Below are 26,857 nucleotides of genomic sequence, written 5' to 3'. Positions count from 1 at the left end.
CCCGTTCCGCGTTATCCACCTAGCCCAAAAATCACAATCCGGCAGCTTAGTACTTGGCCGCCAGCTCATTTTTGGTCAACAACGGTGTTTTCACCCCGGTCAGGTTACCGTAGTAAATTTCAAACATCAGGATGTTCTGCACGTACGTCCGGGTTTCATTGAACGGAATTGCTTCAATAAACGCGTAAGCATCCAACTGGCCGTTGGTGCCTGCCCGCCAGCGCTCAACCCGCCCCGGACCGGCGTTATAACCAGCAAAGGCAAAAATACGGTTATTATCGAATCGCTCCAGCATCATTTTCAGATACCCGCTGCCCAGACGGATATTCACCCCGGGATCAAACAGGCTATTCTGGCCTTCATAGTTGCGCCCCAGCTTTTTCGCAGTTTCCCGCGCCGTTGCCGGCATCAACTGCATCAGTCCCCGCGCCCCGACCGGTGATACCGCTTCGCTGTTGAGCGCACTTTCCTGACGGGCCAGCGCCATCATGGTCGTGGTCGACAGTTCACGTTTCTTGCTGAAGAAATCAAACCACCACTTATGGGCCACCGGGAAGCGCAGCTCAATGTACTCCCATAATTGGCCGGAAATCGTGGCCTGCACCGCGAGGTGATGCCATTTATTCACCGCCGCATACTGGGCCAGCGCAACAATGTCGTCGTTGTTCAGTCCCTGCAGCAGGTAATACCATTCACGGTTGGCAGCCAGCAGTTTATCGAGCGCAATCAGCTCTCGGATTCGAGTCAGGGTTTCCGCATATTTTTTGGTGACAGCCGGATTACTGCTGGCCGACTTCACCGGGTACTCAATCGGTTTGCCCAGCACAGTAGCCGCCGCGGCACTGTAGAAATCGCGCTGTCCCAGAATCTCGGTGTATTTTTCCTGCGCCAGTTTGCGGTTACCAGCCTGCTCAGCCAACCGCGCCTGCCAGAAAGTCCAGCGGGTGGTTTTCTTAGCGTCCTCAGGCAGACGTTTGACCCAAACCGACACTTCCTGCCAACGGTTTTCCCGCATAGCCTGACGAATACGGCGCTCCAGCAGGGGAATATTGGTGCTCTTGGCCAACATCTGATCGCGCCATACCTGCAGCTCGGCATCTTCCGTGCCGATCAGCCGACTGGCGGTATAATCAGCCAGCGCCTGTTTGGTCTCAGCCTTAAAATGCTGCCCTTCCACCGTACGAGGATACTGTTTGATTGCCTCACGAATATCATCCCGCACCAGTTTTTTGTACGTCAGCTCGGTCAGTGTCTGGTTGAACGGCGTCACTTTGCTGCGTTTGGCAAAATCCGCCACGCCCTGCGGTTTATCGTACAGTTCCAGCATCTGCTGGCCCTGGGCCTGCCCGTTTTTGCTCAGCAGCTTATTCAGGTATTTCAGACGGCTACGGCTGCCTTCGGCATACACCAGCAGCATCCGTTCAAGCACCTTCTCATCCGTACGCAACCCGGCCTGCTGCCAGTTGTCCAGCAGCGAATCACAGGCTTTGTGGGTCGAGCTGCCGGTCAGCCAGAGAGACTCCGCGCCCTGCCAGGCCTCTTTTTTGTTCCCTTTCTGGCTCTGGGCATAGTAATAGTGACAGCGCAGTGACAGGCTGCGCGGCGGTAACGGCTGCACCGACAGAAACTCCTGCCAGCGCTCAGCATCCGCCAAGTGACCCAGATAGCGAACCTGTACCGTATCGCTGAACGGCAGGCTCTTGTATTTCTGGATAAAGGCATCAACGTCAGCCGGAGACTTTCCGGCCAGCGACTGAGTAAAATCACGGTATTCCAGATACGGCGTCAACGGATAATCATCCAGTTTTTTACGCAGTGCCAGATAGGCCGCCTGGTCTTTTTCATCCAACGCAACCTGAGCCTGCTCATACCATTCCCGCTGCTGTTCCAGCGTGGCAGCCTGAACCGGTGACAGCAGCATTAGCCCAAGGCCGGCAACCCAGCCAGACCAGAATTTGTTATTTAACTTGCAATGCACAGCATCATCCCATTGTTAACTTTCATGCCGGTGGAAATTGATTGTCAGCACTCTACTTGAACATTGTGGCGCTAAAACCACAATGGCTGACGAGGAAGTCGGGACCCACTTCACACCCGAGCTTCCCAGAACTAGCACAGCTTGGTGATCGGCTCATGACAGGAGGCCTGTATTGAGCTTACTCGTTCCTGCGCATTTTTTCCGGCGACTTCTTGCCGCCCCCGAAACGGTCAATGCGCCACTCTAACTGCAAACGAAGTGATAACCAGCATTTTGATGTGATCTGCGGCAGTGAGTTCCGTTTAATAACGGGTATTAACCACTAATTATGAACATTGCTGTTAAACTTATGTCCAGAACAGGTAAAATACCCCTTTTCATTGAGTTTAGAGATCGCAAACGGATATGGCTGAATACGTCTATACCATGTCGCGCGTAGGCAAAATCGTCCCGCCTAAGCGCCAAATTCTGAAAGATATTTCCCTAAGCTTCTTCCCTGGCGCCAAGATCGGTGTCCTGGGCCTGAACGGTTCCGGTAAATCAACTCTGCTGCGCATCATGGCGGGTATCGATACCGATATCGAAGGTGAAGCGCGTCCGCAACCGGGCCTGAATGTCGGCTACCTGCCGCAGGAGCCAGTACTGGACGAAGAAAAAACCGTCCGCGAAGTGGTTGAAGAAGCCGTGGGCGATGTGAAGCACGCCCTGACCCGTCTAGACGCTGTGTACGCTGCGTACGCCGAGCCGGATGCGGACTTCGACGCCCTGGCCAAAGAGCAAGGCGAGCTGGAAGCACTGATCGCCGCGAAAGACGGTCACAACCTGGAGAACCAACTGGAGCGTGCGGCCGATGCCCTCCGCCTGCCGGAATGGGATGCCAAGGTCAAACACCTGTCGGGTGGTGAGCGCCGCCGTGTGGCAATCTGTCGCCTGCTGCTGGAAAAACCAGACATGCTGCTGCTCGACGAACCAACCAACCACCTGGACGCCGAATCCGTGGCTTGGCTGGAGCACTTCCTGGTCGATTACAGCGGTACTGTTGTGGCTATCACGCACGACCGTTACTTCCTGGATAACGCTGCCGGCTGGATTCTGGAACTTGACCGTGGTGAAGGTATTCCATGGGAAGGTAACTACACCTCATGGCTGGAGCAGAAAGATGCCCGTCTGAAGCAGGAAGCCTCTCAGGAGAAAGCCCGCCAGAAGACCATCGAGAAAGAGCTGGAATGGGTTCGCCAGAATCCAAAAGGCCGTCAGGCGAAATCAAAAGCGCGTATGGCTCGCTTCGAAGAGCTGAACAACACCGAACACCAGCGTCGTAACGAAACCAACGAACTGTTCATCCCGCCGGGTGAGCGTCTGGGTGAGAAGGTTATCGAGGTACAGAACCTGACCAAGTCATTCGGTGACCGCGTTCTGATCGACGATCTGTCTTTCAGCGTGCCTAAGGGTGCTATCGTGGGCATCATCGGTGCCAACGGTGCCGGTAAATCGACCCTGTTCAAGATGCTGAGCGGCACTGAGCAGCCGGATTCAGGCTCTATCGAGCTGGGCGAAACCGTGAAACTGGCATCGGTTGAACAGTTCCGTGACAGCATGAACGACAACAACACGGTTTACCAGGAGATCTCGGAAGGTTCGGATATTATCCGTATCAACAACTTCGAGCTGCAATCCCGAGCTTACGTGTCACGCTTTAACTTCAAAGGCAGCGACCAGCAGAAGCGCATCGGCGAACTGTCCGGGGGTGAGCGCAACCGTGTTCACCTGGCAAAACTGCTGAAAGCCGGCGGCAACGTACTGCTGCTCGATGAACCAACCAACGACCTGGACGTAGAAACACTGCGCGCCCTGGAAGAGGCCCTGCTGGAATTCCCTGGCTGTGCCATGGTGATCTCGCACGACCGTTGGTTCCTGGACCGTATCGCGACCCACATTCTGGACTACCGTGATGAAGGTCAGGTGAACTTCTTCGAAGGTAACTACACCGAATACACCGACTGGCTGAAGAAAACGCTGGGTGCGCAGGCTGCAGAGCCACACCGCATCAAGTACAAGCGTATTGCGAAGTAACCCTGAGCAATATGGCGCAGCCAAACTAAAAAAACCGGGCACTGAGCCCGGTTTTTTTATTGCTGTTATTGCCGCTTATGTGATGTATGCGCCACTTAGTGCTCGCCAGCAAGCTTTAGCCACACTCTTTAGCCACACACGCGATCAAACGCGGTCAGGGCTTCCTGCAAATCTTCGACCGGGATAATTTCAATCCCCGGCACCTGACGGCTGGCATTGGCTCTCGGCACAATCGCCCGGGTAAAACCCTGTTTGGCCGCTTCGCGGATACGCTCGACTCCATTGGCCGCCGGACGAATATCGGCATTCAGGCCAATCTCCCCGAAGACCAGCACATCTTGCGGGATCGGGGCATTTTTAAAGCTTGAGAAAATCGCCAGCAGCACCGCCAAATCCGCAGACGTCTCATCCACCTTGATCCCGCCGACACAGTTCACAAAAATATCCATGTCCGACAGCATCACCCCGCCATGGCGGGCCAGAACGGCAATCGACATCGCCAGGCGGTTCGAGTCATAGCCGACCGTCAGCCGACGCGGATTTTCTGTCACGGACTGGTTGCACAGCGCCTGAATTTCCACCAGCAACGGACGCGTCCCTTCCCACAATGTGGTACACGCCGAACCAGCATGGTTCTTGTTCGAGCGGCTAAGGAAAATCGCCGACGGGTTCTTGACCTGCTTCATCCCGGTTTCCGTCATGGCAAAGAAGCAGGACTCGGAATCGGCCCCGAAACGGTTCTTTGAGGTCCGCAGTACCCGGAATTTTTCATCGGCCGTAGAAGACAGCGCGAACAGCCCGTCGACAATGTGGATCAGCTGCATCGGGCCGGCCACATTCGAGTCTTTATTGATGTGACCCACGATCATAAAAGTGACCCCTTCGGTTTTGGCAAACCGGGTCAACGCCGCCGCCGATTCCTTCACCTGGCTCGGGCTGCCAGCTGCCGAATCGTTATGGGCAACAGTCATGGTCTGGATCGAGTCAATGATCACAAACTCCGCTTTTTGTGCGGTGATATGGTTGAGCACCTGCTCAACAGAGGTTTCAGCCACTACGCTGATCTTATCAAGGTGATCGATACCCAGACGTTTGGCGCGCTGGGAGATCTGGTGAATCGACTCTTCCCCGGACACGTACAACGCTGACTTGGTTGCCGCCACCGCGCCGATGCTTTGTAGCAACAGCGTTGACTTACCGGCTCCCGGGTCGCCGCACAGCAACAGCACGGAACCCGGCACGATACCACCGCCAAACACCCGATCCAGCTCAGACACGCCCGAGCTGTAGCGCGGCAGATCCTTGCTTTCGACTTCCGACAGCTTCTGGACTTTGGTCGAGCTGCCAGCATAGCTACTGGTGCCTGCTGCGGCAGCCCCGCCAACGGCAGCACGGGTTTTCGGTATGGTAAACTCCGTTATCGTATTCCATGCGGCACACGCGCTACACTGCCCCTGCCAGCGGGGGAAATCGGCTCCACAGTCGCTACAGACATAAGCACGCTTGGTTTTAGCCATGTATCACCTTGAAAATTGTATAAACTCACAGTATCCCCGAAGAGATCTGCTTTATGTAAAAAATCGGGCCGAGCGTTGATCACTGACTCAGTTTTTAGGGCAAAATACCGATAATAAACGAAGAGGTTAATAATAAAAAAGAACTATGTTGCTTGATGCTTACAAAGGACTGATCGAACAGCTGATTCCCGCTTATGACAGCGAAGACTTTGACAATGTCTTCCAAATGATGACTGATGGCGAGGACGGACCGACCAAGCTGCAGATAAAAATGGAGCTGCACCGGCTGATGACACCATGTCGTCAGGCCGTTGATCTGCGAGGCAGGGTGAAGGGGGAATGTCGCCCGTACGAACTGCACGGTATTCAGCACTGGCTGGATGACGTTGCCATTAACACCTACCATAAACGCATTAACGCTTACGGTGGTAAGTTCCGGGTTGGCCTGTATGAAGCGCTGATGAACACCCGCAACAATTTCCGGGTGATGCACCAACAAGGCAAACTGCAACCCAGCCCGGTTCCCGACGTGGAGGTATCGCAGCGCGATACCCAGTTTGATGCACCGCTGATCCGGTTTGGCCATTACCTGACCCGCAATGAAAACCGCCTGAAAATAGCGACTCCGGTAACTCTTGAGCTGCCGCTCGGTCAAATGATTCATGGCTTTACCGCCGACCTGTCCTATTCCGGTGCCCGCTTTAAAGTACCGGCGGCGTTCAACTATCACCTGGGGATGGACATTACCGCCCGTTTTCCCAAACTGGCTGACGTGCTCAATGACGTTAAGCTGAATCAGGGTGTGGCCTACCGGATCCTCGGGGTTGATGAAAACCCCGACAACGACAGCTACAAGTGGCTGCGCCTCAAAGTGGTTGGCGACAACCAGATTCTGCGAGCAGCCATAGACCACAGTCTGCACCGCTCCCAGAGCCGCCTGCGCCAGAATCATGACGACAAGGTGATTCAGGTACGCACCCGAGGCTATGAACATTGCTTTCTCAAGCACAGCGGAGCGATGCCGTTGTTTTTTGCCGGCTCGGAACTGAAATACAGCCTGCTGACTCAGCATAACCGCCACCTGTGGGAACGCTGGCACGATGAACGCAATCAGCCGATGCTGAACCATCTGCTGTCTGAGCCCCGCATCGCCAGTTTAGGCAAATCCGGCCTGAAACAGTCCAGCACCCTGATTTACGGCTTCAGCCATCAGCATGATAACAAAACCTATTTTTACTCGGCCGCCATTCCGGAGATGGACAGTGAGCAGCGACGGCTGTTCTGGCACATCGGAGCCCAGCGCGACAGCTGGCAGGTGATGCGCCTGACCCTGCAATCGATCGAAAAAGACGATCTTGACTGGCTGAAAGACATCGCACCGGACATGGCCGAGCAGCTCAGTACCCTGACGCACATCGGGCTGCTGCAGGATCTGACCAACCCGCTTTCCCGTCAGGATTACCGGTTGTCGGTCAAACCCAGCCTGCCGGGCAAAGCGCTGCAAGCATTTCGCCACCCGCGCAATCCCGTCGCCTCGGCCAGGGCTATCTATTTTGACCCTAAGCCGCAGCGCAGTGAAGACCGCTATTTGTTTGAAACGCCGGTTGAGTTCCAACTCGACGATCAGCCGATGCAACCGGCTGTCAGCATCGATTTTTCCACCCGCGGTCTGAACCTGCGCCTGCCTGCCCCGGTTGTTGCCAAGCGGGGCGATGATGTCGCGATCTCATTCCCGCAGCTGCAAAAACTTGATCGCAATGCGCCACTGTACAACATTCCGTACAAGATCGTCCGGATCAGCCCTGATCACTGCAATATCCAGCTGACCACCGGCAGCGGTGCCCAGGCAGCCAAAAGCGAGCACTTCCTGCGCAAGCTGATCCAGCACAACGAGAACCGGCTGGTGATCGAGGAAGAACAGCTCCCACAAGGGGAGCTGCTGATGGCGATGCACAAACTGCTACTGACCCGGCTGTGCAGTATTCCGTATTTCGCGGAGAAGGTGGATCACAAAGTCCGGCTGAAAGCGATCGGCTGCAATTTCCCGCCACCGCCGTTGATCCGGCTGTTTCACCAGACCACCGGCGGCAACGGTTATTCACTGGAGCCGCTCTTTCGCAACCGAATCAAACGTATGCTGGCAGAAACCATGCGTCCGGTTGAGATTCGCCAGCCGCACATCCATGAGTTGTATCTGCACATTGAGCGCGACGGCGACAAACTGCTACGCCTCAAGAGCAAGCTGCTGGACGAGTTCGACAGTGTCGATGATCGGATCCAGTTCATCAAACAGGCGCGCCATGACGGGGAATTTATGGCCGTCAGGGTAACTGCGGTACCGGTTCTGAGTCCGATGACCGCCCTGATCGGCAAAGAGCTCGGTGAGCTGGCCCGCTTAACACTGCACCGGGCAAGGGCACTGGAAGAAGAGCTGAGCGCCCTGATTGGCTGCGGGGAGTTACTGGATATCACCGATGAGGTGCTAATTCGGCTGGAAATTCAGTAAGCCAGCCGGGCTGGCTGCTCATACAACAGTTCAAAAAACAGGTCACAAAAAAGCGGGACGCATCCGACGGAGGCGCCCCGCTTTTTTCGTTAAGCCGTGATTACCAGTTAAGCTGCTGCGGCAACAATGACGCTGACAACAGGCAGATCACCGCCCCGAGATCGGCAAATCGCACAGCGACCGGCGCTTCAGCTTCCACCTTTGGCTTGGCATGGTAAGCCACGCCCAGCCCGGCTGCATTGATCATCGCCAGATCATTGGCACCATCACCGATAGCGACCGTGTTGTGCAACGGAATGTCATGCTGTGCGGCCAGAGTACGCAAAATTTCCGCTTTCTTCTGGGCATCCACCACGTCACCCAATACCTGCCCGGTCAGCTTGCCCTCAATGATTTCCAGAGTATTAGACTGTGCATGTTCCAGCTCCAGCGTGTCTTTCAGATAATCCGAGAAATAGGTAAATCCGCCGGAGGCAATCGCCACTTTCCAGCCAAAGTGGTGCAAGCTGGCTACCAGCTCCGGTAATTCCGGCATCAGGGGCAAGCGCTCGCGTACAGCCGCCAGAATGGAGGCATCAGCCCCAGTCAGGGTTGCCACCCGCTCACGTAGGCTCTGTTCAAAGTCCAGCTCGCCCTGCATAGCCCGCTCGGTTACCTCGGCGACTTGCTCACCAACACCGGCCAGCACCGCAATTTCATCGATACACTCAATCTGAATCGCGGTCGAGTCCATGTCCATCACCAGCAGCCCCGGTTCACGCAGCACCGGCAGATCCCGCAGGTCAGCAATGTCAACTTTCTGGGCGACCACCGCTTGCTCCAGCAGCAATGAATACGGGTTATCAAGCAGCAGGCAGTCGTACTCCCCAACCTTCCAGGCGGCGGTCACATTCAGCGGCTCTTCATAGGCGGCTTCAATGTTGTCGATCACCTCGCCGTACAGGCCCTGACCATAAATCAGGGTGGAAGAGCGCTGGCGATCCAGGTTGGTGGCCGTCGCCACTGACGGGAAACGCTTGAGTAAAGTGGTGTGTTTTCGAATATTAAGCACTGGCAATACATCCGTGTTAAAGTAAACGTCTGGGTACACGTTACCCCATAGCAAATTACCTGGGCAACCCCCATATGAAGATTGCATCACGGGAACCATCGTGTCAGAGGTGCTGTGACGCTAAAAGCACCGCTATAACCACTATGGTATCTAAGGTACTGTGAAACCATGAAATTGAAAAAATCACGCTTTCAACGCGCCTGGCAGCTCTTTGTGGTGTTCAGTTGTCTGGCCGCTCTGTTCACCATGCTGGAATACGGTTCGGATCTGACCAAGCGTAACTACCGCGCCCTGAGCGAGCAGACCCAGCAACTTTCCCGTCTGGCAATTCGTCAGGCCGCCGAAACGGCTTCGCTCAATCTGGTTGAGAAAAACCATGATCCGCTTCAGGCACTGGCCGAGCAGCTGTCGCGCGAGCCGCTGATCCTTGATGCCACCATCTACGATCTGGAAGGCGTCACACTGGCCCAGACCGAAGATGCCATGCCGCTGGAGCAGGTCACCGGATTGTCCACCCCGTTATCGGTCGCCAGTATCGGCCGTCAACAACTGGTTGAGCCGGTAATGAACCAGGATCAGGTGGTCGGTTATATCCGCATCACGCTGGAGCACGATCAGCTGTTGGCTGATACCCTGAAGAATATTGACTATGTCACCAATGTGATTCGCGGGTTGATCATTGCCGCGCTGGCGATTGGTTTTCTGCTCGCCTTCACCTTTGGCCGACGCAAAGACATCTGGCACTTTCCGTTTTTGCTGAGCGCCAACAAGCCGGAATAAGTCAGCTGTTGATTGCTTGTCGATGGCCGTTTCTGCTCGCTAACACAGTAACGGTTTCCTCCCTGACATAGCCGCCCAGGTTCAACCATACTGACCCCACAACCTGCCCCACAACAAAAAAGGGCTTGCCAATCGGCAAGCCCTTTTTGCTGTCATCCCGTGAGCGATTATGCGTCTTCCGCATCGCCCAGCAGTACCGACTCCAGCGCGATTTCAATCATCTCGTTGAAAGTCAGCTGACGCTCTTCCGACGTCGTCGCCTCACCACGCAGGATGTGGTCAGACACTGTACAGATAGTTACAGCTTTCGCGCCATATTCTGCCGCCAGGCCGTAAATACCGGCCGCTTCCATTTCCACACCCACAATGCCGTATTTCTTCATGGTTTCGAAGAAGTCAAAGTCCGGGTTGTAGAACAGGTCTGCCGAGAAGATGTTCCCCACCTTCACGTCGATACCTTTGGCTTTAGCTGCCTGAACCGCGTTTTGTACCATGCCGTAATCCGCCAGTGCGGCAAAATCGTGGCCACCAAAGCGAATACGGTTCACTTTTGAGTCCGTTGATGCGCCCATACCGATCACAACATCACGCAGGTTTACGTCATCACGCACTGCACCGCAGCTGCCCACGCGAATGATCTTCTTCACACCGAAGTCTTTAACCAGCTCAGTCGCGTAGATAGAACAAGACGGGATACCCATACCATGGCCCATCACTGAAATCTTGCGGCCTTTGTACGTACCGGTGAAACCGTACATATTACGTACGTTACACACTTCTTTGGCATCGTCCAGGAAGGTCTCTGCGATGTATTTCGCACGCAGTGGGTCACCCGGCATCAGTACTACGTCAGCAAAATCGCCCATTTCAGCATTAATGTGAGGAGTCGCCATTATTGATTCCTTAATATTTTCTGTGGGTTGGACAGGATAACTTCCGGTTTTCCAACCCCAATGTATACGAGTCTTTCAACGGCTGTTTCGATCTAGGACAAATATAGACCGAAACCGCCGGAGTGTGAGTCAATTCGTGATCTGCAAGGCTTACAGGAACGACTTACCGTATTCCATGTCAGAGATACCAAAATGTTCCGCCAGTGACTGACCGATGTCAGCGAACGTTTCGCGGCGGCCCAGAGATCCCGGTTTAACTTTAGGACCTGCAACCAGTACAGGGATATGCTCACGCGTGTGGTCTGTACCCGGCCAAGTTGGGTCACAGCCGTGGTCAGCCGTGATGATCAGCACGTCATCTTCCTGCAGCATCGCCAGAATTTCAGGCAGACGCTCATCGAAGTATTCCAGTGCCGCAGCATAACCCGCCACATCACGACGGTGGCCGTAGGCTGAGTCAAAATCAACAAAGTTGGTGAAGACGATGCTGTTGTCACCAGCGGTTTTGATTTCTTCAACAGTGGCTTCAAACAGCGCCGGAATACCGGTCGCTTTCACTTTCTTAGTAATCCCGCAGCCGGCATAGATATCGGAAATTTTACCGATAGAGATCACTTCGCCGCCCTTTTCATCCACCAGCTTCTGCAGCACAGTGGCCGATGGTGGTTCAACAGACAGGTCACGACGGTTACCGGTACGCTCAAACTGTCCTTTACCCGGACCAATGAACGGACGGGCAATAACACGGCCGATGTTGTAGTCTTCCAGCTCTTCACGCACGATCTGACACAGTGCCAGCAGGTTATCCAGGCCATATGTTTCTTCGTGGCAGGCAATCTGGAACACAGAGTCCGCCGAGGTATAAAAAATTGGCTTACCGGTCTTCATGTGTTCTTCGCCAAGATCGTCCAGCACCTGAGTACCCGATGCGTGGCAGTTACCCAGGTAACCTGGCAGGTTTGCACGCTCTACGATGCGGTCCAGCAGTTCCGGCGGGAAGCTGTTGCTGTGGTCGGTAAAGTAGCCCCAGTCAAACAGTACCGGCACACCGGCAATTTCCCAGTGACCAGACGGGGTGTCTTTACCGGACGACAGTTCTTTGGCGTGGCCATAGGCACCGGTAATTTCCGCGTTCGGATCCAGACCTTCCGGGAAATAACCTGAAGACTCCTCACAGGCTTTACCCAGTCCCAGCTTGTTCAGGTTAGGCAGTTTCAGCGCGCCGCTGCGAACGCCGTTGTCGGCTTCGCCACGGGCACAGGCCTGTGCAATGTGGCCCAGGGTATTGGCACCCACATCCCCAAATTGCACAGCATCTTCAGTGGCACCTACACCAAATGAATCAAGTACCAGGATAATAGAACGTTTCATTTTGAACTCCATTAAACATCTTCCGGGCGAACACGGCGGTAGACAACAGGCGTTGGCTCCGGCTTGTCGTCGCTAATCGTTATGCTGGCGCGAACGGCTTTCGCGGCTTCTTCCCACTGGGCTTCGTTTCGGGCGTGAATCACTGCCAGTGGAGTATCGGCATCAGCCACATCACCAAGGCGAATCATGTCACTCAGACCCACGGCATAGTCGATGGTATCTGCCGCAACCCGGCGACCGCCGCCCATGCCGACCACGGCCATACCCAAACCACGGGTATCCATAGCAAATACGTAACCGCTCTTCTCGGCAAAGACTGGCTTGGCAATCTCTGCCTTTTCCAGGTACGCGTCGTAGTTATCCATGAAGTCAGCCGGACCACCCAGTCCTGCCACCATTTTACCGAAACGCTTGGCGGCTTCGCCGTTGTCCAGCACGGCCTGCAGTTTCTCGGTCGCCTGATCAAGATCAGCCGCTAAGCCACTGTTTACCAACATTTCAGCACACAATGCCATGGTCACTTCAAATAAGCGAGGATTGCGGTATTCACCGTTCAGGAATTGCACGGCTTCGCGGACTTCGAGTGCATTACCGGCAGTCGATGCCAGCACTTGGTTCATGTCGGTCAGCAGCGCGGTGGTTTTCGTACCGGCGCCGTTGGCCACAGCCACAATAGACTTCGCCAGCTCTTCAGAGGCTTCATAGGTTGGCATGAAAGCACCGGAGCCGACTTTGACATCCATGACCAGCGAACCCAGGCCCGCGGCCAGTTTTTTCGACAGAATCGATGCCGTGATCAGGGAAATATTATCCACGGTCGCCGTCACGTCACGGGTCGCGTAAACCCGCTTATCCGCCGGAGCCAGATCACCGGTCTGGCCGATAATCGCGACACCTGCGTCTTTGGTAACCTGACCGAACACATCGTTGTTTGGTGAGATATCGTAGCCAGGGATCGATTCCAGCTTATCCAGCGTACCACCGGTGTGACCCAGGCCACGGCCGGAAATCATCGGGACGTAACCGCCACAGGCTGCCACCATAGGGCCCAGCATCAGGGAAGTAACATCGCCCACCCCGCCGGTCGAGTGCTTGTCGACAATCGGGCCGTCAAAGTTCATGTGGCTCCAGTCAATCACCATGCCGGAATCACGCATTGCACAGGTCAGGGCAACACGCTCAGCCATGGTCATGTCATTGAAGTACACCGCCATTGCAAAGGCTGCAATCTGACCTTCAGATACGGTGTCTTTGGCAATGCCCTGGACAAAAAAGTTAATTTCGTCAGCGGTCAGCTCGATGTTGTCACGTTTCTTGCGGATAATTTCTTGTGGTAAATACATGGTATTTCCCCAGTCAGAGTCTTATGTAGGGTCAGATCCTTTACCGCATCGCCAACCACACAAGCTATTCAGGCTGGCACACATTCAACTGTCAGGATCGATTTTCAGGCGAAGAGAAGCCGCCTCTTCCTGACACACAGGTTCAGCGAGGAACCAGGCAGTAAAGAGTCACAATTCAGATGGTTTGTTGACCAAAAAGTAAGGTGGCACTGCGCCACCTTACCTGGAAAGATTAGTAGCCGCCTTCAGCCGCTTTTTCGCCTTCACCCAAGGTGTGCAGCAGGTTAGCCAGCAGGCTTGATGCGCCAAAGCGGTAGTGCATGCTGTCTGCCCACTCAGCGCCAAGAATACGGTCAGCCATCGCCAGGAATTGCTGGGCATCTTCTGCGGTACGAACGCCACCTGCAGGCTTGAAGCCAACCGTTTTCTCAACGCCCATGTCTTTAATCACGGTCAGCATGATTTCTGCCGCTTCCGGCGTCGCGTTTACTGCCACTTTACCGGTGGAAGTTTTGATGAAATCCGCACCAGCGTTGATGGAGATTTCAGAGGCTTTCTTGATCAGCTCAGGCGTTTTCAGTTCACCGGTTTCGATGATCACTTTCAGCAGCACGTCACCACACGCCGCTTTACACTGTTTCACCAGTTCAAAACCGACTTCTTCGTTACCGGCGATCAGGGCACGGTACGGGAATACCACATCCACTTCATCGGCGCCGTAGGCCACAGCAGCTTTGGTTTCTGCAACGGCGATGTCAATGTCGTCGTTGCCGTGCGGGAAGTTAGTCACTGTCGCTACACGAACATCTGGCGTGCCTTGTTCACGGAGCTGCTTCTTCGCAACTGGGATAAAACGTGGGTAGATACAGACTGCCGCCGTGTTGCCAACAGGGGTCTTGGCGTTCTTACACAATTCGATCACTTTCGCATCAGTGTCGTCATCGTTCAGAGTGGTAAGATCCATTAGTTGTAGTGCACGCAGTGCAGCAGCTTTTAAATCGCTCATGACTATCTCCAGTCCAGTTATGTTCTATCAAGCTTCAGAAACTGTTCCATACGCCTGACGGTTAACGTATGCGCCACCGCCAAACGGCCCGCCTATGCGAACAGTGCTACCCGACTGTTGGTCTGCGACCGCGGGTAATACGGACTTGACTCCTTGAAGACTCAGACCAGCGACGCGAGATCGTCAGCCTGATTGCTATCCGTGTCACCGTTACACCGAATCTGGTGCCAGATTCGGCTCACGTTGATGTTGATCAGTCTTATTGATTCATATCTCAATATTTAAGAGACAAACTGAAACAACCGTAATGTGTTTGTGATGGTGCCCTGACATCATACCAAGAGCGCCTGACTGCCACCATGAAAGTTACGTTTCCCAGCGTGGACAATGTGTTTACCCCAAGAATAAACACGCACAACTTTCAGGGTTAAAATTCAGCCCTGGTAGTCAGGAAAAAAACCGCTCCACCAGCCACTGATAGGCAATGCCGCCGATATACACCCCGACGATTCCCATCACGCCGGACAAGACAGGAGGGGCGGGAATGGGCAGCTTAATGGCTGAAAACACAATCCCAACAATAAACCCCGCCAGTAACGCTAAAAGTACTTCACTCATCTTCTTGCTCTCTGTCTAAAACAGCACAAGAAGAAGTGTAGTCTGCCCGGCAACGAATGTAATGCTAGCAAAGGAAATGAGCAGAAACCGGAGCGCAATCGATTTTATGGCACGTCATGGAAACAGCCATTTCGATGTTTACCCTATCTGTTGAACTTCAATACCTTCACACAAGCCCCCACTTGGCCTTGAAACGGCAAGCCCTGACAGCACTCGCTGATAATTGCCGGCACCTCAGATTAGGGACGAGTAGAGACAGGTGCATTTCAGAAAATGGCACGCTTTAACGAATCAGGTTCAGAAACAGACGGAGACAATTACAGCCCGAAGGCGGATAACGCTCTGACTGGCGTAATGCCGAAAGCGCTAATGAAGCACAAGCCGTGGGAGAAAACAATGATGGTGAGGTATCACCGGGATGAGAAGGACGGAAAACAAAAACGCCGCAGACAGTGCTGCGGCGTTGTCGGTAATCTGACGGGGAATTACAGTGACATACCCACGAACAGACCAGCGATAGTTGCAGACATCAGGTTAGACAATGTACCTGCAGCAACCGCTTTCATACCGAAGCGTGCGATGTCGTGGCGACGGCTTGGAGCCAGACCACCCAGACCACCCAGCAGGATCGCTACTGAAGACAGGTTAGCGAAGCCACACAGTGCGAAGGAGATAATCGCTTCAGTCTTAGGAGACAGTACCACTTCCGCCCCTTCCGCCAGGTATGGCGCAAAGTTCAGGTAAGCAACGAATTCGTTCACAACCAGTTTCTGGCCGATGAAAGAACCGGCAATAGTGGCTTCTTCCCATGGCACACCAATCAGGAACGCCAGTGGTGAGAACACGTAACCCAGAATCAGTTCCAGCGTCAGCTCAGGCATACCGAACCAACCGCCGATACCACCTAGCATACCGTTGATCAGCGCGATCAAACCGATGAATGCCAGCAGCATCGCACCTACGTTCAGTGCCAGTTGCATACCAGAAGATGCACCCGCTGCCGCAGCATCGATAACGTTAGCAGGCTTATCATCACCCGTTGCCGTTGCGTCACTTGCCAGCTGCTCAATTGGCTCTTCAGTTTCAGGCTTGATGATTTTCGCGAACAGCAGACCACCCGGTGCTGCCATGAAAGATGCCGCGATCAGGTATTCCAGAGGAACACCCATTGATGCGTAACCCGCCAGTACACCACCCGCTACAGATGCCAAACCACCACACATAACAGCAAACAGCTCAGACTGAGTCATTTTTGGTACGAACGGACGGATAACCAGAGGCGCTTCCGTTTGACCAACAAAGATGTTAGCTGTTGCAGACATGGATTCCGCACGAGATGTGCCCAGTGCTTTTTGCAGTGCACCACCCAGAATGTTAATTACAACCTGCATGATACCCATGTAGTAAAGCACGCTGATCAGTGCAGAGAAGAACACGATGACAGGCAGAACACGCAGGGCGAAGACAAAGCCACCGCCACCAAATACTTCAAACATTTTGTCTGAAGTCAGGCCACCGAATAGGAAGTTGATACCGTCATTACCGTAGGAAATAACGTTAGCAACCGCGGTTGACATGCCATACAGCACATCACGGCCAACAGGTACATACAGAACAAATGCACCCAGAATAAATTGGATGGCAAATGCACCACCAACAGTACGTAGATTGATAGCTTTGCGGTTATCAGATAACAGCACTGCCAGACCCAGCAGTACCACCATCCCAACCAGGCTCATAAACACGCTCATAGTTTATGGCATCCCTTTAAGTTAAGTTTGGCGTCTCGACAATTCGGCTCAGTTAAGAGTCCGGCGCATTATACTCATGCGGCGCCGGATAAAATAATGCCCGCTTCACAGTTTGCAAGGAAAGAGATAGCAAGCTCAGCAGCAAACGTGAGTGCCATCACAAAACATTAGAGCTTTTACGCAACCGTTAGCGCAATCGTTTTTAAATCTGTGACGCCCGTTCAATGGGGAATATGAAAAAGTTCAGCTGTGGTTAAGGTGATGACTTTTTCGATCTCCTCCCGGGGCTCCGATCGCAGCGTAACCAGCGCATCCATCACCGCAACCAACCGGTCGGGACGATTCGGCTGGCCCTGAAAGCCGGCCACCGGCATATCGGGGGCATCGGTTTCCAGCAACAGTGCCGACAAAGGCAGCTGCGCTATGGCGGCACGCGTTTTCTTTGCTCGCTCATAAGTGATGGTTCCCCCGACTCCGATTTTCAGGCCCAGATCAATCATCTGTCTGGCCTGCTCCAGACTGCCGCTGAAAGCGTGATATACCCCACCGGCGACCGGCGGGATCTGCTTGAGCAGCCGCAACAATTCCGGGTAGGCTTTACGGCAATGCAAAATTACCGGTAAGCCGTAATGGTTCGCCAGCCTGAGCTGGGATGACAGTAACGTAAGCTGTTGATCACGATCGACCTCTGCAATGGCAAAGTCTAGTCCACATTCACCCACCGCTACGCAGTGTGACCGATTTTTTGCTCTCAAAAGTGATTCAGCTTCCAACTCTGCCGCCAGTTGCCGCTCGGCGGCAACGGTATGATCTGCACTGAAAAACGGGTGCAGACCGAGGGCAAAGTACACCCCGTCTTGCTCCGTGGCGAGCTGACGTACCGCCTGCCAGTTGCGCACCCCCACCGACGGTATCACCAGTTTGTTCACCCCGGCCTGACGCGCCAGCGCCAGATAATGAGCCGGGTCTTCACTAAATGGCGCAAAATCAAAATGGCAATGGCTGTCTATCATCCTGGTATGCTCCCGCCTGCGGCTGCGAATCTCGGCATCGCAGGCCAAAGTACCGGCCAGAGCGCCTCTGGCCAGCGGCTGTTATCCGTTGGCATCTGATTTTGCGCTGTTGATATGTGTCACAGGCTGGTCACAGACCTTGGAACCGATACCTGCATTAACATTAGCATTGGCATCAGCACCAATATCGGTATCGCCAGCATGGGATGGCATGGTGCCTCCCCGACACGCCGTGCGGCGTTGGTCAGGATGACGCGGATCATCTTCATCGTAACGCACTGGCGCACAGCAGCGGCGGTTCTCCGGAACCAGCCCCATTCTCTCGCACCAGCGATCGTACGCGGCCACCCAACGTTTTATTACCCTAATCATACTTCTCATCCTGCTGTACTGACTTGGCTATCATGACGATCATACTACGTCCCGAGGCCAGAATGGTACGGTGCGGATAACGGGGAGCCTGATTGATCGGGTAAATGTCATCCGGGCTCTGTTTCGCCGTGTTAATCACCACATGCCATTCGCTGCTGTCGCGATCCGGCAGAGTAAAAGCCAGCGGATCCCAATAAGCATTGCAGACCACATACAGCTCATCCTGGGTGATGGGGTGATACACCGTCAGCGCCAGAGAATGCGAATGTTCCGACCAGTCCGGTTTATTCGGCTCCACCCCGTGCCAGCGGATGTTGACGTTTTCCACCACAGAGCTGAGAGAGCGGTGCATGTTCCAGTCGAGGGTCGGCTCTGCCCGCCGAATTTGCCCCAGCAGCGTCACAAAGCGCAGTAAATCCTGATTTTTGTCGACCAGGCTCCAGTCAAACCAGCTGATTTCATTATCCTGGCAGTAAGCATTGTTATTGCCCTGCTGGGTGCGGCGCACTTCATCCCCCATATTGAGCATCGGCATCCCGAGCGACAGGTAGAGCGTGGCCAGCATGTTCTTGCACTGGCGATGGCGCATCGCCTCCACTTCCGGCAGTTCGGTCGGACCTTCGACTCCGTAATTGCTCGACAGGTTATGGTTGTCGCCATCCTGGTTATTCTCGCCGTTGGCCCAGTTGTGCTTTTCGCTGTAGCTAACCAGATCATTGAGGGTAAAACCGTCGTGGGCACAGATAAAATTTACCGAGCGGTGCGGAGAATGCTGCCGTCCGCAGTAAATATCCGGGGAGCCCAGCACTCTTGAGGCAAAACGGCTGACATAACCGTTGTCTCCCCGCCAGAAGGCACGCACGTCATCGCGGAATTTTCCGTTCCATTCATTCCAGCGATCGCCGATGAACGAGCCCACCTGATACAACCCGGCCGCATCCCAGGCTTCGGCGATGATTTTGGTGCCGCACAAAATCGGGTCAGAATCGATAGACCAGAGCAGCGGCGGCTCTTTCATTGGCTGGCCGCGACTGTCACGCGCCAGCACTGACGCCAGATCAAACCGGAAGCCGTCCACCCGCATTTCCGTCACCCAGAAATGCAGGGCATCAATGATCATTCGCCGAAACACGCTGTGATTGGCATTGCAGGTGTTGCCACAGCCACTGTAGTTGCGGTACTGGCCGTTCTTTTTATCAACCAGGTAATAGGCACCATTCTGCAGCCCTTTGAAGCAGAACGTCGGCCCGTGTTCATCGCCTTCCGCGGTGTGGTTAAACACCACATCAAGAATCACTTCAATATCGGCTTTGTGCAGCTCCCTTACCATAGTTTTGAATTCATTGATGGCACTGAGCGGATCATTGTCCACGCTGTAGCCAGCATGCACCGAGAAGAAATTGATGGGGCTGTACCCCCAGTAATTCGGGTGGCCGTCCGGAGCATCGCTGACATCAAACTGCTGCACCGGCAGTAACTCTACCGCGGTGACGCCCAGCGCTTTGAGATAAGGGATCTTTTCAATCACGCCGGCAAAGGTGCCGCGTTTGTCTGCCGCAACGCCGGAGTTCGGGTGTTTGGTGAATCCACCAACGTGCATTTCGTAGATAATGGTCTCGGTCAGCGAATGGCTGGGCACGGGCACGCCCTGCCAGTCAAAACCGAGCTGATCGACCACCATGCTCTTCATGCAGGCGTCCATATTGCCGCCCGGACCAATTGCCCGCTCGCGGCGGTAGTTGTTACCAAAGCAAATGGCCTGACTGTAGGGATCAATCAATATCTTGTCTTTATCAAAACGCAGCCCTTTTTCCGGCAACCAGGGGCCATCTACCTGGAACCCGTAAATCTGGCCGTGACCAATGTTACAGACAAAAATAAACCAGTAATGGCCGCGTTTATGCCGCAAGGGATTGAGTTCAAACGTATGGCTAGGGCACGTCGCATCGGCATCCTCAAACAGATGCAGCAAAACCCGGGTAGCGTCTTTGGAATAAAGGCTGAAATTAACCCCGCTTTCCTGCACGCTGGCCCCCAGCGGGTGCGCTTCCCCTTGCCTGGTATACACCTCACTCGCCGGTGCGAGTGCCCTTAACTGCGTGTCTGCTGCAATGGCCATGTGCCGTCTCCGTGGTTGTACCGTTCGAATGGTGTCAGCCATCCATCAAATCATATGCACACAAAAGAATACTAGACACAAATTGATGAAAAAGGGGGACTTTTCACAAAACGGTGGCGTACCCGTGATTGTGGTACGGAACGGGGATACTGACGCCACTAACAATGCAGACAATGCAAATAAAATTGAGAAGAAAAGGGGTAAAATAAGCGGGCATAAAAAAGGCCGCCACAGATGTGACGGCCTGAAAGCCAGCGTCATCGCCCAAGGGCGCATGACGGCCCCGATCAGTGCTCGCGGGTCGCGCGGAAGTCGACGTCCGGGAAGCGCTCTTTGGCCAAATTCAGGTTCACCATCGTCGGCGCGATGTAGGTCAGGTTATCGCCGCCGTCCAGTGCCAGGTTAGACTGGTTCTTACGCTTGAATTCTTCAAACGTCTTGCTGTCGCCACACTCAACCCAGCGTGCTGTTGCAACGTTAACGCCTTCGTAGATAGCTTCAACGTTGTATTCCGCTTTCAGGCGGGCAACGACCACGTCAAACTGCAGCACACCCACCGCACCCACGATCAGATCGTTGTTTTGCAGCGGACGGAACACCTGTACCGCGCCTTCTTCAGACAGCTGAACCAGACCTTTCAGCAGTTGCTTCTGCTTCAGAGGATCTTTCAGACGAATACGGCGGAACAGTTCTGGTGCAAAGTTCGGGATACCGGAGAACTTCAGCGACTCACCTTGAGTGAAGGTATCACCGATCTGAATCGTACCGTGGTTGTGCAGACCAATGATGTCACCGGCAAAGGCGTTTTCCGCCCGGGCACGGTCACCGGCCATGAAGGTTACTGCATCTGAAATGCTCACCTGCTTGCCGATACGCACGTGGTTCATCTTCATGCCCTGAGTGTAAGTCCCAGATACCACACGCATGAAAGCAATACGGTCACGGTGTTTCGGATCCATGTTTGCCTGGATCTTAAACACAAAGCCGGAGAATTTTTCTTCGGTGGCAGACACTTCACGCTCGTTCGCCTGACGTGGCAGCGGCGCAGGTGCCCACTTCGTCAGTCCGTCCAGCATGTGGTCAACACCAAAGTTACCCAGAGCCGTACCGAAGAACACCGGCGTCAGTTCGCCTTTCAGGAACATTTCCTGATCGAACTCGTGGGACGCACCCAGTACCAGTTCCAGCTCCTCACGCAGCTGTTCAGCCAGTTCAGTACCAACAGCGTCATCCAGTTCAGGATTGTCCAGACCTTTGACGATGCGTACTTCCTGAATGGTGTGGCCCTGACCGGTCGCGTACAGGATCGTCTCATCACGGTGGATGTGGTACACCCCTTTGAACTCTTTACCACAGCCAATCGGCCATGATACCGGCGCACACGCAATGTTCAGCTCGCTTTCCACTTCATCCAGCAGCTCCATCGGGTCGCGGATGTCACGGTCCAGTTTGTTCATGAAAGTGATGATCGGCGTATCACGCAGACGGGTTACTTCCATCAGCTTGCGGGTACGATCCTCAACACCTTTCGCTGCGTCGATTACCATCAGACAGGAGTCAACGGCAGTCAGGGTACGGTAGGTATCTTCCGAGAAGTCTTCGTGTCCCGGGGTATCCAGCAGGTTCACCAGACAGTCGTTGTACGGGAACTGCATGACCGAGGTGGTTACCGAGATCCCACGCTCTTTTTCCATTTCCATCCAGTCGGATTTAGCGTGCTGGTTTGAGCCTCGACCCTTAACCGTACCGGCTTTCTGAATCGCGTTTCCGAACAACAGTACTTTTTCAGTGATGGTGGTTTTACCCGCATCCGGGTGAGAAATGATCGCAAACGTACGGCGTTTGCCCACTTCAGTAAGAAAAGACATAGCGTTGATAATCCTGTGAGAGATTTCAAAATCGAATGGCAGCATGCCGTCACCGGGCGCTTGCTACCGAGCTCCATATAGCGTGCCTGATCAAGCCTGTGACCAGACGCCGTCCTCTGCCTGCGCAGATATGAGGATGGTTTGTACAACAATCAGTTACATTGTTTTTCCTCTGCGGTGCCGCGTGACGGATAATGTATGGGAGCGATAAGAATGGCGGAATTATACGCAAACTCCGCCCAAAGCAACAGCGTTAACGCGCAACTATTGATTAACCGGCTGACAGCATAAGTGGGTACGTCATGATCAACGCATCCTCTCGCCCGTTCTCGGCCGGGTAATAGCCTTCACGGCGGTTAATCTCGTTAAACCCGAGGGCTTCGTAGAGCTGAAATGCACGGGTATTGCTGGCGCGCACTTCCAGCCAGATTTCCTCCGCATCGCGGGAGGCCATCTCGTCGATAAACCCTTCCAGCAGCTGTTTACCGTAGCCCTTGCCCTGACACGCCGGATCCACGGCAATGTTCAGCAGGGTCGCTTCTCCGGCCACCAGCTGACCGAAACAATAACCGGCCACTTTGCCGTTCAGCTCCAGTGCCAGGTTCACCGCAATTCTATTGGGTTCTTTGCGGATCAGGGATTCCGCCCAGGGAAAGGCGTGAGCCGCCTGTTCGATACGCCATACGTCATCAAGATGATGTGGCGCCAGAGGTACAATCTTAAGTGTCATATGAACAAATTTGTTGCCAGAGGGCCTTTTTCGCGGCCGGGTTGGTATGCATCTGTTTCAGTGATATCGAGGTGAGTAACTGACACCCGGCCGGATGGGCTGTTTCACAGCCTGCCACCCAGCACCAGGTGAGGTGGTGTTCGCGCACCAGTTCAACCGCCGCCGACGGCAAGGCCATTGCCTGCTCCGGGGACAGTTTCATGCTGCTGAGGATACGGCCGAACAACCAGCGATCGTGTTCATCCAGCTCGTCATCGCACACAAACAACAGCTGGCAGGAAGCCGGAAGATCAATCGCCGAACGCTCCCAGCCCGGAAAAAAGTCCGGTTTTCTGACCTGCCAGTAGGTCAGCCCCATTTCTTTCATCAGCTGCAAATCACGTTGTTTCATTCACTCACCTCGATGATGCTCACTTCCGGCGGGGATACTACCAGATCCTGCTGCCCAGACGGCAGGAAAATGGCAAAAAAAATACCACCCGCAGGTGGTATCTTACGCTCCCCAGCCGTGCCCGGCCTACTGGCCATGACTGCCGGTATACGGCCGCGACAGCAGCGCATCCGTTACAGGGCCGAAAATTCTTCGCAGTAGGCAATGGTGCCCTGCCGCCCGGCCAAAGTGCCCGGGATCAGTTCCAGCACCATAAAGGCTTCTTCCGGAACCGGCCACTGGCATTGCAAGCCATGGTTGACGGCCGGTTCAAAACCGGCCTTCGGGTAATACTCGCTGTGACCAAGCACCACGACCACCGGGTAACCCAGCTCGGCCAGTGTCTGCTTGGCTTCTTCCATCATCGCCTGTCCGATACCCTGGCCCTGGTAAGCCGGACTGACCGCCATCGGTGCCAGCCCCTGCCAGTTGTCATCCTGCCCGTCGAGGGTCACCGGACTAAAAAAGGCATAACCGATCACTTCACCGTCATCATTGCAAGCCACCAGTGCCAGTGTCCGATTACCGTTTTCCCGTAACCGCTGCACCAGATTGGCTTCTGCTTCAGTGTCAAACACTGACTTGAGTAACGCTTCAATCGGCAGGATATCTGCCGGCGACTCGGATCTAATGAGCATTCATAACCTCTTTATGCGCAATCGGCTCCGCCATCCCTTTGTGGATGAAATCGGCTGACTGCTGCAAAACAAATTGCACCGGTGCAGGGAGTGAATCCAGGTCGATACTGTCCATCAGGTTTTTCACTTCCAGCCCCAGCTCGGTGTCCCCTTCAATACGAAGACGGCGCTGGAAGAACAGTGTATCAGGATCTTCTTTGCGCGCAGCAATTAAAACCAGATCATTGCATTCGCCACTAAAGCTGACGTCTTCCTGCTCGACCTTATCGGCCACCACCAGCTGCTCATCACGGTAGCTGATATACCAGCATAACCCCAGATCGCGGACTTCCACTTTCAGCCAGCGATCTTCGAGAAAGTCAAAATCACCGTCTTCCAGGGCTTCCCGGAACACCATACCCAGTCCTTCCAGCATCACCTTTTTCTGCAGGGCAAACGGTGTCAGTTTCGCGGGAATACGCAATAACGCCGGTCCGCGTCGGACCAGCTGTTTTCTCAGCTCGGTAATCACTGTTTATTTTTCCTGTCTGGGTCTTGTTATAGAAGGATTGTATGGCAAGTCCCGAGACCGATTTCATGCCTTGAGTCAAAAAAAGCGCCTTTGACCGCGTAAAGTTTGGTATTGAGCCCTACTGGCCTATATAGTAACGAGAAAACTACCTGTCGCCCCGCCGAACTGGATGGCAGCCATACACGGATAACATGTTAACTATCATGCCGACAGAGCAACTTAAGTACTGGTTTCCCCTGTTGACCGATAACAGCCCGTTTCTGGTGGCTGTGCTGGACCCCCATCATCACTATCTGATCGTCAATAACCGCTACAGCGAAATCAGTGGCATGACGCCGGATGCATTGATTGGCCGCAATGATATCGACACGCTGGGGCCAGCTTTCTATCAGGCCATCCGCCCCTATTACGAGCGGGCTTTTCAGGGCGAGAGCCTGGAAAGTGAGGTCGTTCTGAACGACAACCAGCATGACACCAGCATGCAGTTCAGCCTGCGGCCGCTGTCTCATCAGCCGGATGGCAGTGTTGCGGCGGTGGTCATGCACTGTCTGGACACCTCTGAGCGCCAGATCCTGGCTCAGTCCATTCAGGAGCTGGAACAGCATGTACAGGCACTGAATGCCCTGATCGATGACGGCAGCCTGATCGTGGTCAATAACATGGTGGTCTCCGCCAACCCGCAGGCAGCCATGCTGCTCGGTTTTGAGTTTCCGCAGGATATTCAGAACACCGAACTCGGCAAATTGCTGGTGGACGGCAACAACCAGCCGCTGCAATTCCCACAGCTGGCATCACTGGGCAAAGGCGAAACCCTGAACTGCCAGACCAGCCGCCGCTGTCCGGTACAACGGGCCGTGCGACTGGCCGCCAGACCGATCAGCCAACTTGGTTCTCCGGCCCAGCTGGTATTGCTGCAGGACAACAGCCGACCGGCTTCCCGCCAGGACAAGTTGGATCACCTGTTGTTCACCAACCCGCTGACCGGGCTGTTCAGCCGCCACGGCTTCAGTCGCCGTCTCGATCAGCTGTTGCATCAGGAAACCCCGCTCTGCCTGCTGTATCTGGATGTCGATAACTTCAAGAACATCAATGATTCACTCGGTCACCATATCGGGGATCAGGTGCTGCAGGAAATTGCCGGACGGCTGCGCCGCCAACTGCCGGAGGAAGCCATTATCGGCCACCTCAGCGGCGATGAATTTGCCATCCTGCTGCCCAATCCGGAGCACAGCCGAACCGGCGATCTGCTTGCTAACCGGGTGATCAGCATGATCAACCAACCGTTCAACCTGCACCACTTTCGCAAGCACCTCGCCTGCTCAATCGGACTGATCAGTGCCCCCGATGACGGAACGGATGCCCGCCTGCTGCTGCAAAATGCCGAAACCGCGATGTATGAAGCGAAAAACCGCGGGCGGAACCGGATGGTGAAGTTCAGCCATGAGATGAACAAAGAAGCGCGCATGCTGTTGTGGCTGGAGATTGAACTGCAAAAGGCACTGCAAAACAATGGCCTGGAAGTATGGTATCAACCCAAGGTCAATGCCCGCGATTTTGCGATCTGCGGCGCGGAAGCTCTGGTACGCTGGAAACATCCGGTCGAAGGTTACATCAGCCCCGGCCAGTTTATTCCGGTCGCTGAGCGCTCCGGGCTGATTGAACAACTGGGACAAACCGTGATTCGGGAAGTGTTTACCACGGTAAAACGCTGGAAAGATCAGGGGTTGCTCGCAGGAAAGGTGGCCATCAATCTGTCGCCACAGCAGTTCGGTAACCCGAACCTGATCCAAATTGTGGATCAGCTGCGCCGGGATACTCGGGTCAATCCGGCTGACATCACTTTCGAGTTGACGGAAAGCGCGGTTATGAGTGATGGCGAGCACGCCATTCAGATGCTTAATGCAATTAAGCAGCTGGGCTTTGCCCTGTCGATTGATGACTTCGGCACCGGTTATTCCTCGCTCTCGTATCTCGCCCGTTTCCCGCTTGATGAGCTGAAAATCGACCGGGCCTTTATTCAGGATATCGACACCATTCCCAAGCAGCTGACCCTGATCGAAAACATCATCAATCTGGGCAAAGCACTGAACATGAGTGTCGTCGCAGAGGGGATTGAAACCCGCCAGCAGGCAACTCTGCTGTCGAACCTCAACTGTGACTCAATTCAGGGCTTCCATTTCTACAAGCCCCTGCCCAAAAACGAGCTGGAGGCGATCCTGCACAAACATGCCCGGGTAAGCTGACCTTTATCAGGTACCTTTACCCACAGCGCTTGCATGCGTTATCCAG

The 26,857-nt window shown here is 54.3% G+C and carries 21 protein-coding genes; 4 read left to right on the top strand and 17 right to left on the bottom strand.

All coding sequences use genetic code 11. The features are described from left to right. Nucleotides 1-46: 46 nt before the first annotated feature. Nucleotides 47-1,978, bottom strand: coding sequence for a murein transglycosylase (sltY, locus tag PGW97_RS02975; RefSeq protein WP_273858599.1), 1,932 nt, complete (start codon nt 1,976-1,978; stop codon nt 47-49). A 405-nt stretch (nt 1,979-2,383) separates the two neighbouring features. On the opposite strand from sltY, the gene ettA reads away from it, so the two are divergent. After that, nucleotides 2,384-4,051, top strand: a complete 1,668-nt coding sequence (gene ettA, locus PGW97_RS02970) for an energy-dependent translational throttle protein EttA (RefSeq protein ID WP_217391173.1) — start codon at nt 2,384-2,386, stop codon at nt 4,049-4,051. A gap of 128 nt (nt 4,052-4,179) precedes the next feature. Here the strand turns inward: ettA and radA are convergent, their stop codons facing one another. After that, nucleotides 4,180-5,568: a DNA repair protein RadA gene (gene radA / locus PGW97_RS02965; protein ID WP_047886525.1), complete on the bottom strand. Its 1,389-nt coding sequence runs from the start codon at nt 5,566-5,568 to the stop codon at nt 4,180-4,182. Between the two features lie 145 nt (nt 5,569-5,713). Between radA and PGW97_RS02960 the strand changes: the two genes are divergently transcribed. Then, complete coding sequence (locus PGW97_RS02960; RefSeq protein ID WP_273858595.1) at nt 5,714-8,074, top strand: PilZ domain-containing protein; 2,361 nt, start codon at nt 5,714-5,716, stop codon at nt 8,072-8,074. 100 nt (nt 8,075-8,174) lie between these two features. Here the strand turns inward: PGW97_RS02960 and serB are convergent, their stop codons facing one another. Beyond that, a complete protein-coding gene (gene serB / locus PGW97_RS02955; RefSeq protein WP_242551832.1) occupies nt 8,175-9,125 on the bottom strand; it encodes a phosphoserine phosphatase in 951 nt (316 codons plus the stop codon). 168 nt (nt 9,126-9,293) lie between these two features. Here serB and PGW97_RS02950 point away from each other — a divergent pair, with 168 nt between their 5' ends. Then, nucleotides 9,294-9,905, top strand: a complete 612-nt coding sequence (locus PGW97_RS02950; RefSeq protein ID WP_217391170.1) for a YtjB family periplasmic protein — start codon at nt 9,294-9,296, stop codon at nt 9,903-9,905. Between the two features lie 167 nt (nt 9,906-10,072). On the opposite strand, the gene deoD is transcribed toward PGW97_RS02950, so the two are convergent. From deoD to ubiT, 14 genes are all read right to left on the bottom strand, one after another. Beyond that, a complete protein-coding gene (gene deoD / locus PGW97_RS02945; protein WP_047886521.1) occupies nt 10,073-10,798 on the bottom strand; it encodes a purine-nucleoside phosphorylase in 726 nt (241 codons plus the stop codon). Between the two features lie 150 nt (nt 10,799-10,948). Further along, complete coding sequence (locus PGW97_RS02940; protein WP_047886623.1) at nt 10,949-12,169, bottom strand: phosphopentomutase; 1,221 nt, start codon at nt 12,167-12,169, stop codon at nt 10,949-10,951. A gap of 11 nt (nt 12,170-12,180) precedes the next feature. Beyond that, entirely contained in the window at nt 12,181-13,512 is a 1,332-nt protein-coding gene (deoA, locus tag PGW97_RS02935; RefSeq protein ID WP_273858591.1) for a thymidine phosphorylase, read from the bottom strand. 232 nt (nt 13,513-13,744) lie between these two features. Then, a complete protein-coding gene (deoC, locus tag PGW97_RS02930; RefSeq protein ID WP_273858589.1) occupies nt 13,745-14,518 on the bottom strand; it encodes a deoxyribose-phosphate aldolase in 774 nt (257 codons plus the stop codon). A 447-nt stretch (nt 14,519-14,965) separates the two neighbouring features. Continuing rightward, on the bottom strand, nt 14,966-15,136 hold the full coding sequence (locus tag PGW97_RS02925) for a XapX domain-containing protein (RefSeq protein WP_047886518.1): 171 nt from the start codon (nt 15,134-15,136) through the stop codon (nt 14,966-14,968). 485 nt (nt 15,137-15,621) lie between these two features. After that, nucleotides 15,622-16,887 (bottom strand): NupC/NupG family nucleoside CNT transporter, encoded by a 1,266-nt coding sequence (locus tag PGW97_RS02920; protein ID WP_047886517.1) that lies wholly within the window; start codon nt 16,885-16,887, stop codon nt 15,622-15,624. Nucleotides 16,888-17,108: 221 nt separating this feature from the next. Continuing rightward, a complete protein-coding gene (locus PGW97_RS02915) occupies nt 17,109-17,900 on the bottom strand; it encodes a TatD family hydrolase (protein ID WP_047886516.1) in 792 nt (263 codons plus the stop codon). Nucleotides 17,901-17,981: 81 nt separating this feature from the next. Then, the gene (locus PGW97_RS02910; RefSeq protein ID WP_084712648.1) at nt 17,982-18,272 is read right to left on the bottom strand and encodes a hypothetical protein; all 291 of its coding nucleotides are present in this window, start codon (nt 18,270-18,272) and stop codon (nt 17,982-17,984) included. Further along, nucleotides 18,265-20,391 carry a glycogen debranching protein GlgX gene (glgX, locus tag PGW97_RS02905; RefSeq protein ID WP_047886514.1) on the bottom strand — a complete coding sequence of 709 codons (2,127 nt, stop codon included), beginning with the start codon at nt 20,389-20,391 and terminating at the stop codon, nt 18,265-18,267. Before glgX ends, PGW97_RS02910 begins: the two co-directional genes overlap by 8 nt. Before the next feature lie 287 nt (nt 20,392-20,678). Continuing rightward, the gene (prfC, locus tag PGW97_RS02900; RefSeq protein WP_207103331.1) at nt 20,679-22,259 is read right to left on the bottom strand and encodes a peptide chain release factor 3; all 1,581 of its coding nucleotides are present in this window, start codon (nt 22,257-22,259) and stop codon (nt 20,679-20,681) included. A gap of 271 nt (nt 22,260-22,530) precedes the next feature. Next, complete coding sequence (gene rimI, locus PGW97_RS02895) at nt 22,531-22,989, bottom strand: ribosomal protein S18-alanine N-acetyltransferase (RefSeq protein WP_047886513.1); 459 nt, start codon at nt 22,987-22,989, stop codon at nt 22,531-22,533. Beyond that, on the bottom strand, nt 22,979-23,380 hold the full coding sequence (locus PGW97_RS02890) for a DNA polymerase III subunit psi (protein WP_047886512.1): 402 nt from the start codon (nt 23,378-23,380) through the stop codon (nt 22,979-22,981). The genes rimI and PGW97_RS02890 overlap by 11 nt, the downstream gene beginning before the upstream one ends. Before the next feature lie 173 nt (nt 23,381-23,553). Next, nucleotides 23,554-24,057, bottom strand: a complete 504-nt coding sequence (locus tag PGW97_RS02885) for a GNAT family N-acetyltransferase (protein ID WP_047886511.1) — start codon at nt 24,055-24,057, stop codon at nt 23,554-23,556. Continuing rightward, nucleotides 24,047-24,568 carry a ubiquinone anaerobic biosynthesis accessory factor UbiT gene (gene ubiT / locus PGW97_RS02880; protein ID WP_047886510.1) on the bottom strand — a complete coding sequence of 174 codons (522 nt, stop codon included), beginning with the start codon at nt 24,566-24,568 and terminating at the stop codon, nt 24,047-24,049. Before ubiT ends, PGW97_RS02885 begins: the two co-directional genes overlap by 11 nt. Nucleotides 24,569-24,771: 203 nt before the next feature. Here ubiT and PGW97_RS02875 point away from each other — a divergent pair, with 203 nt between their 5' ends. Then, nucleotides 24,772-26,811 carry a sensor domain-containing protein gene (locus PGW97_RS02875; RefSeq protein ID WP_273859615.1) on the top strand — a complete coding sequence of 680 codons (2,040 nt, stop codon included), beginning with the start codon at nt 24,772-24,774 and terminating at the stop codon, nt 26,809-26,811. The last annotated feature ends 46 nt before the right edge of the window (nt 26,812-26,857 follow it).

The organism is Photobacterium sp. GSS17 (genome assembly GCF_028621875.1).
GTDB lineage: Bacteria > Pseudomonadota > Gammaproteobacteria > Enterobacterales > Vibrionaceae > Photobacterium > Photobacterium ganghwense.
The sequence above is the reverse complement of the archived record's forward strand: the minus strand, read 5'-3'. Positions and strand labels throughout refer to the sequence as shown.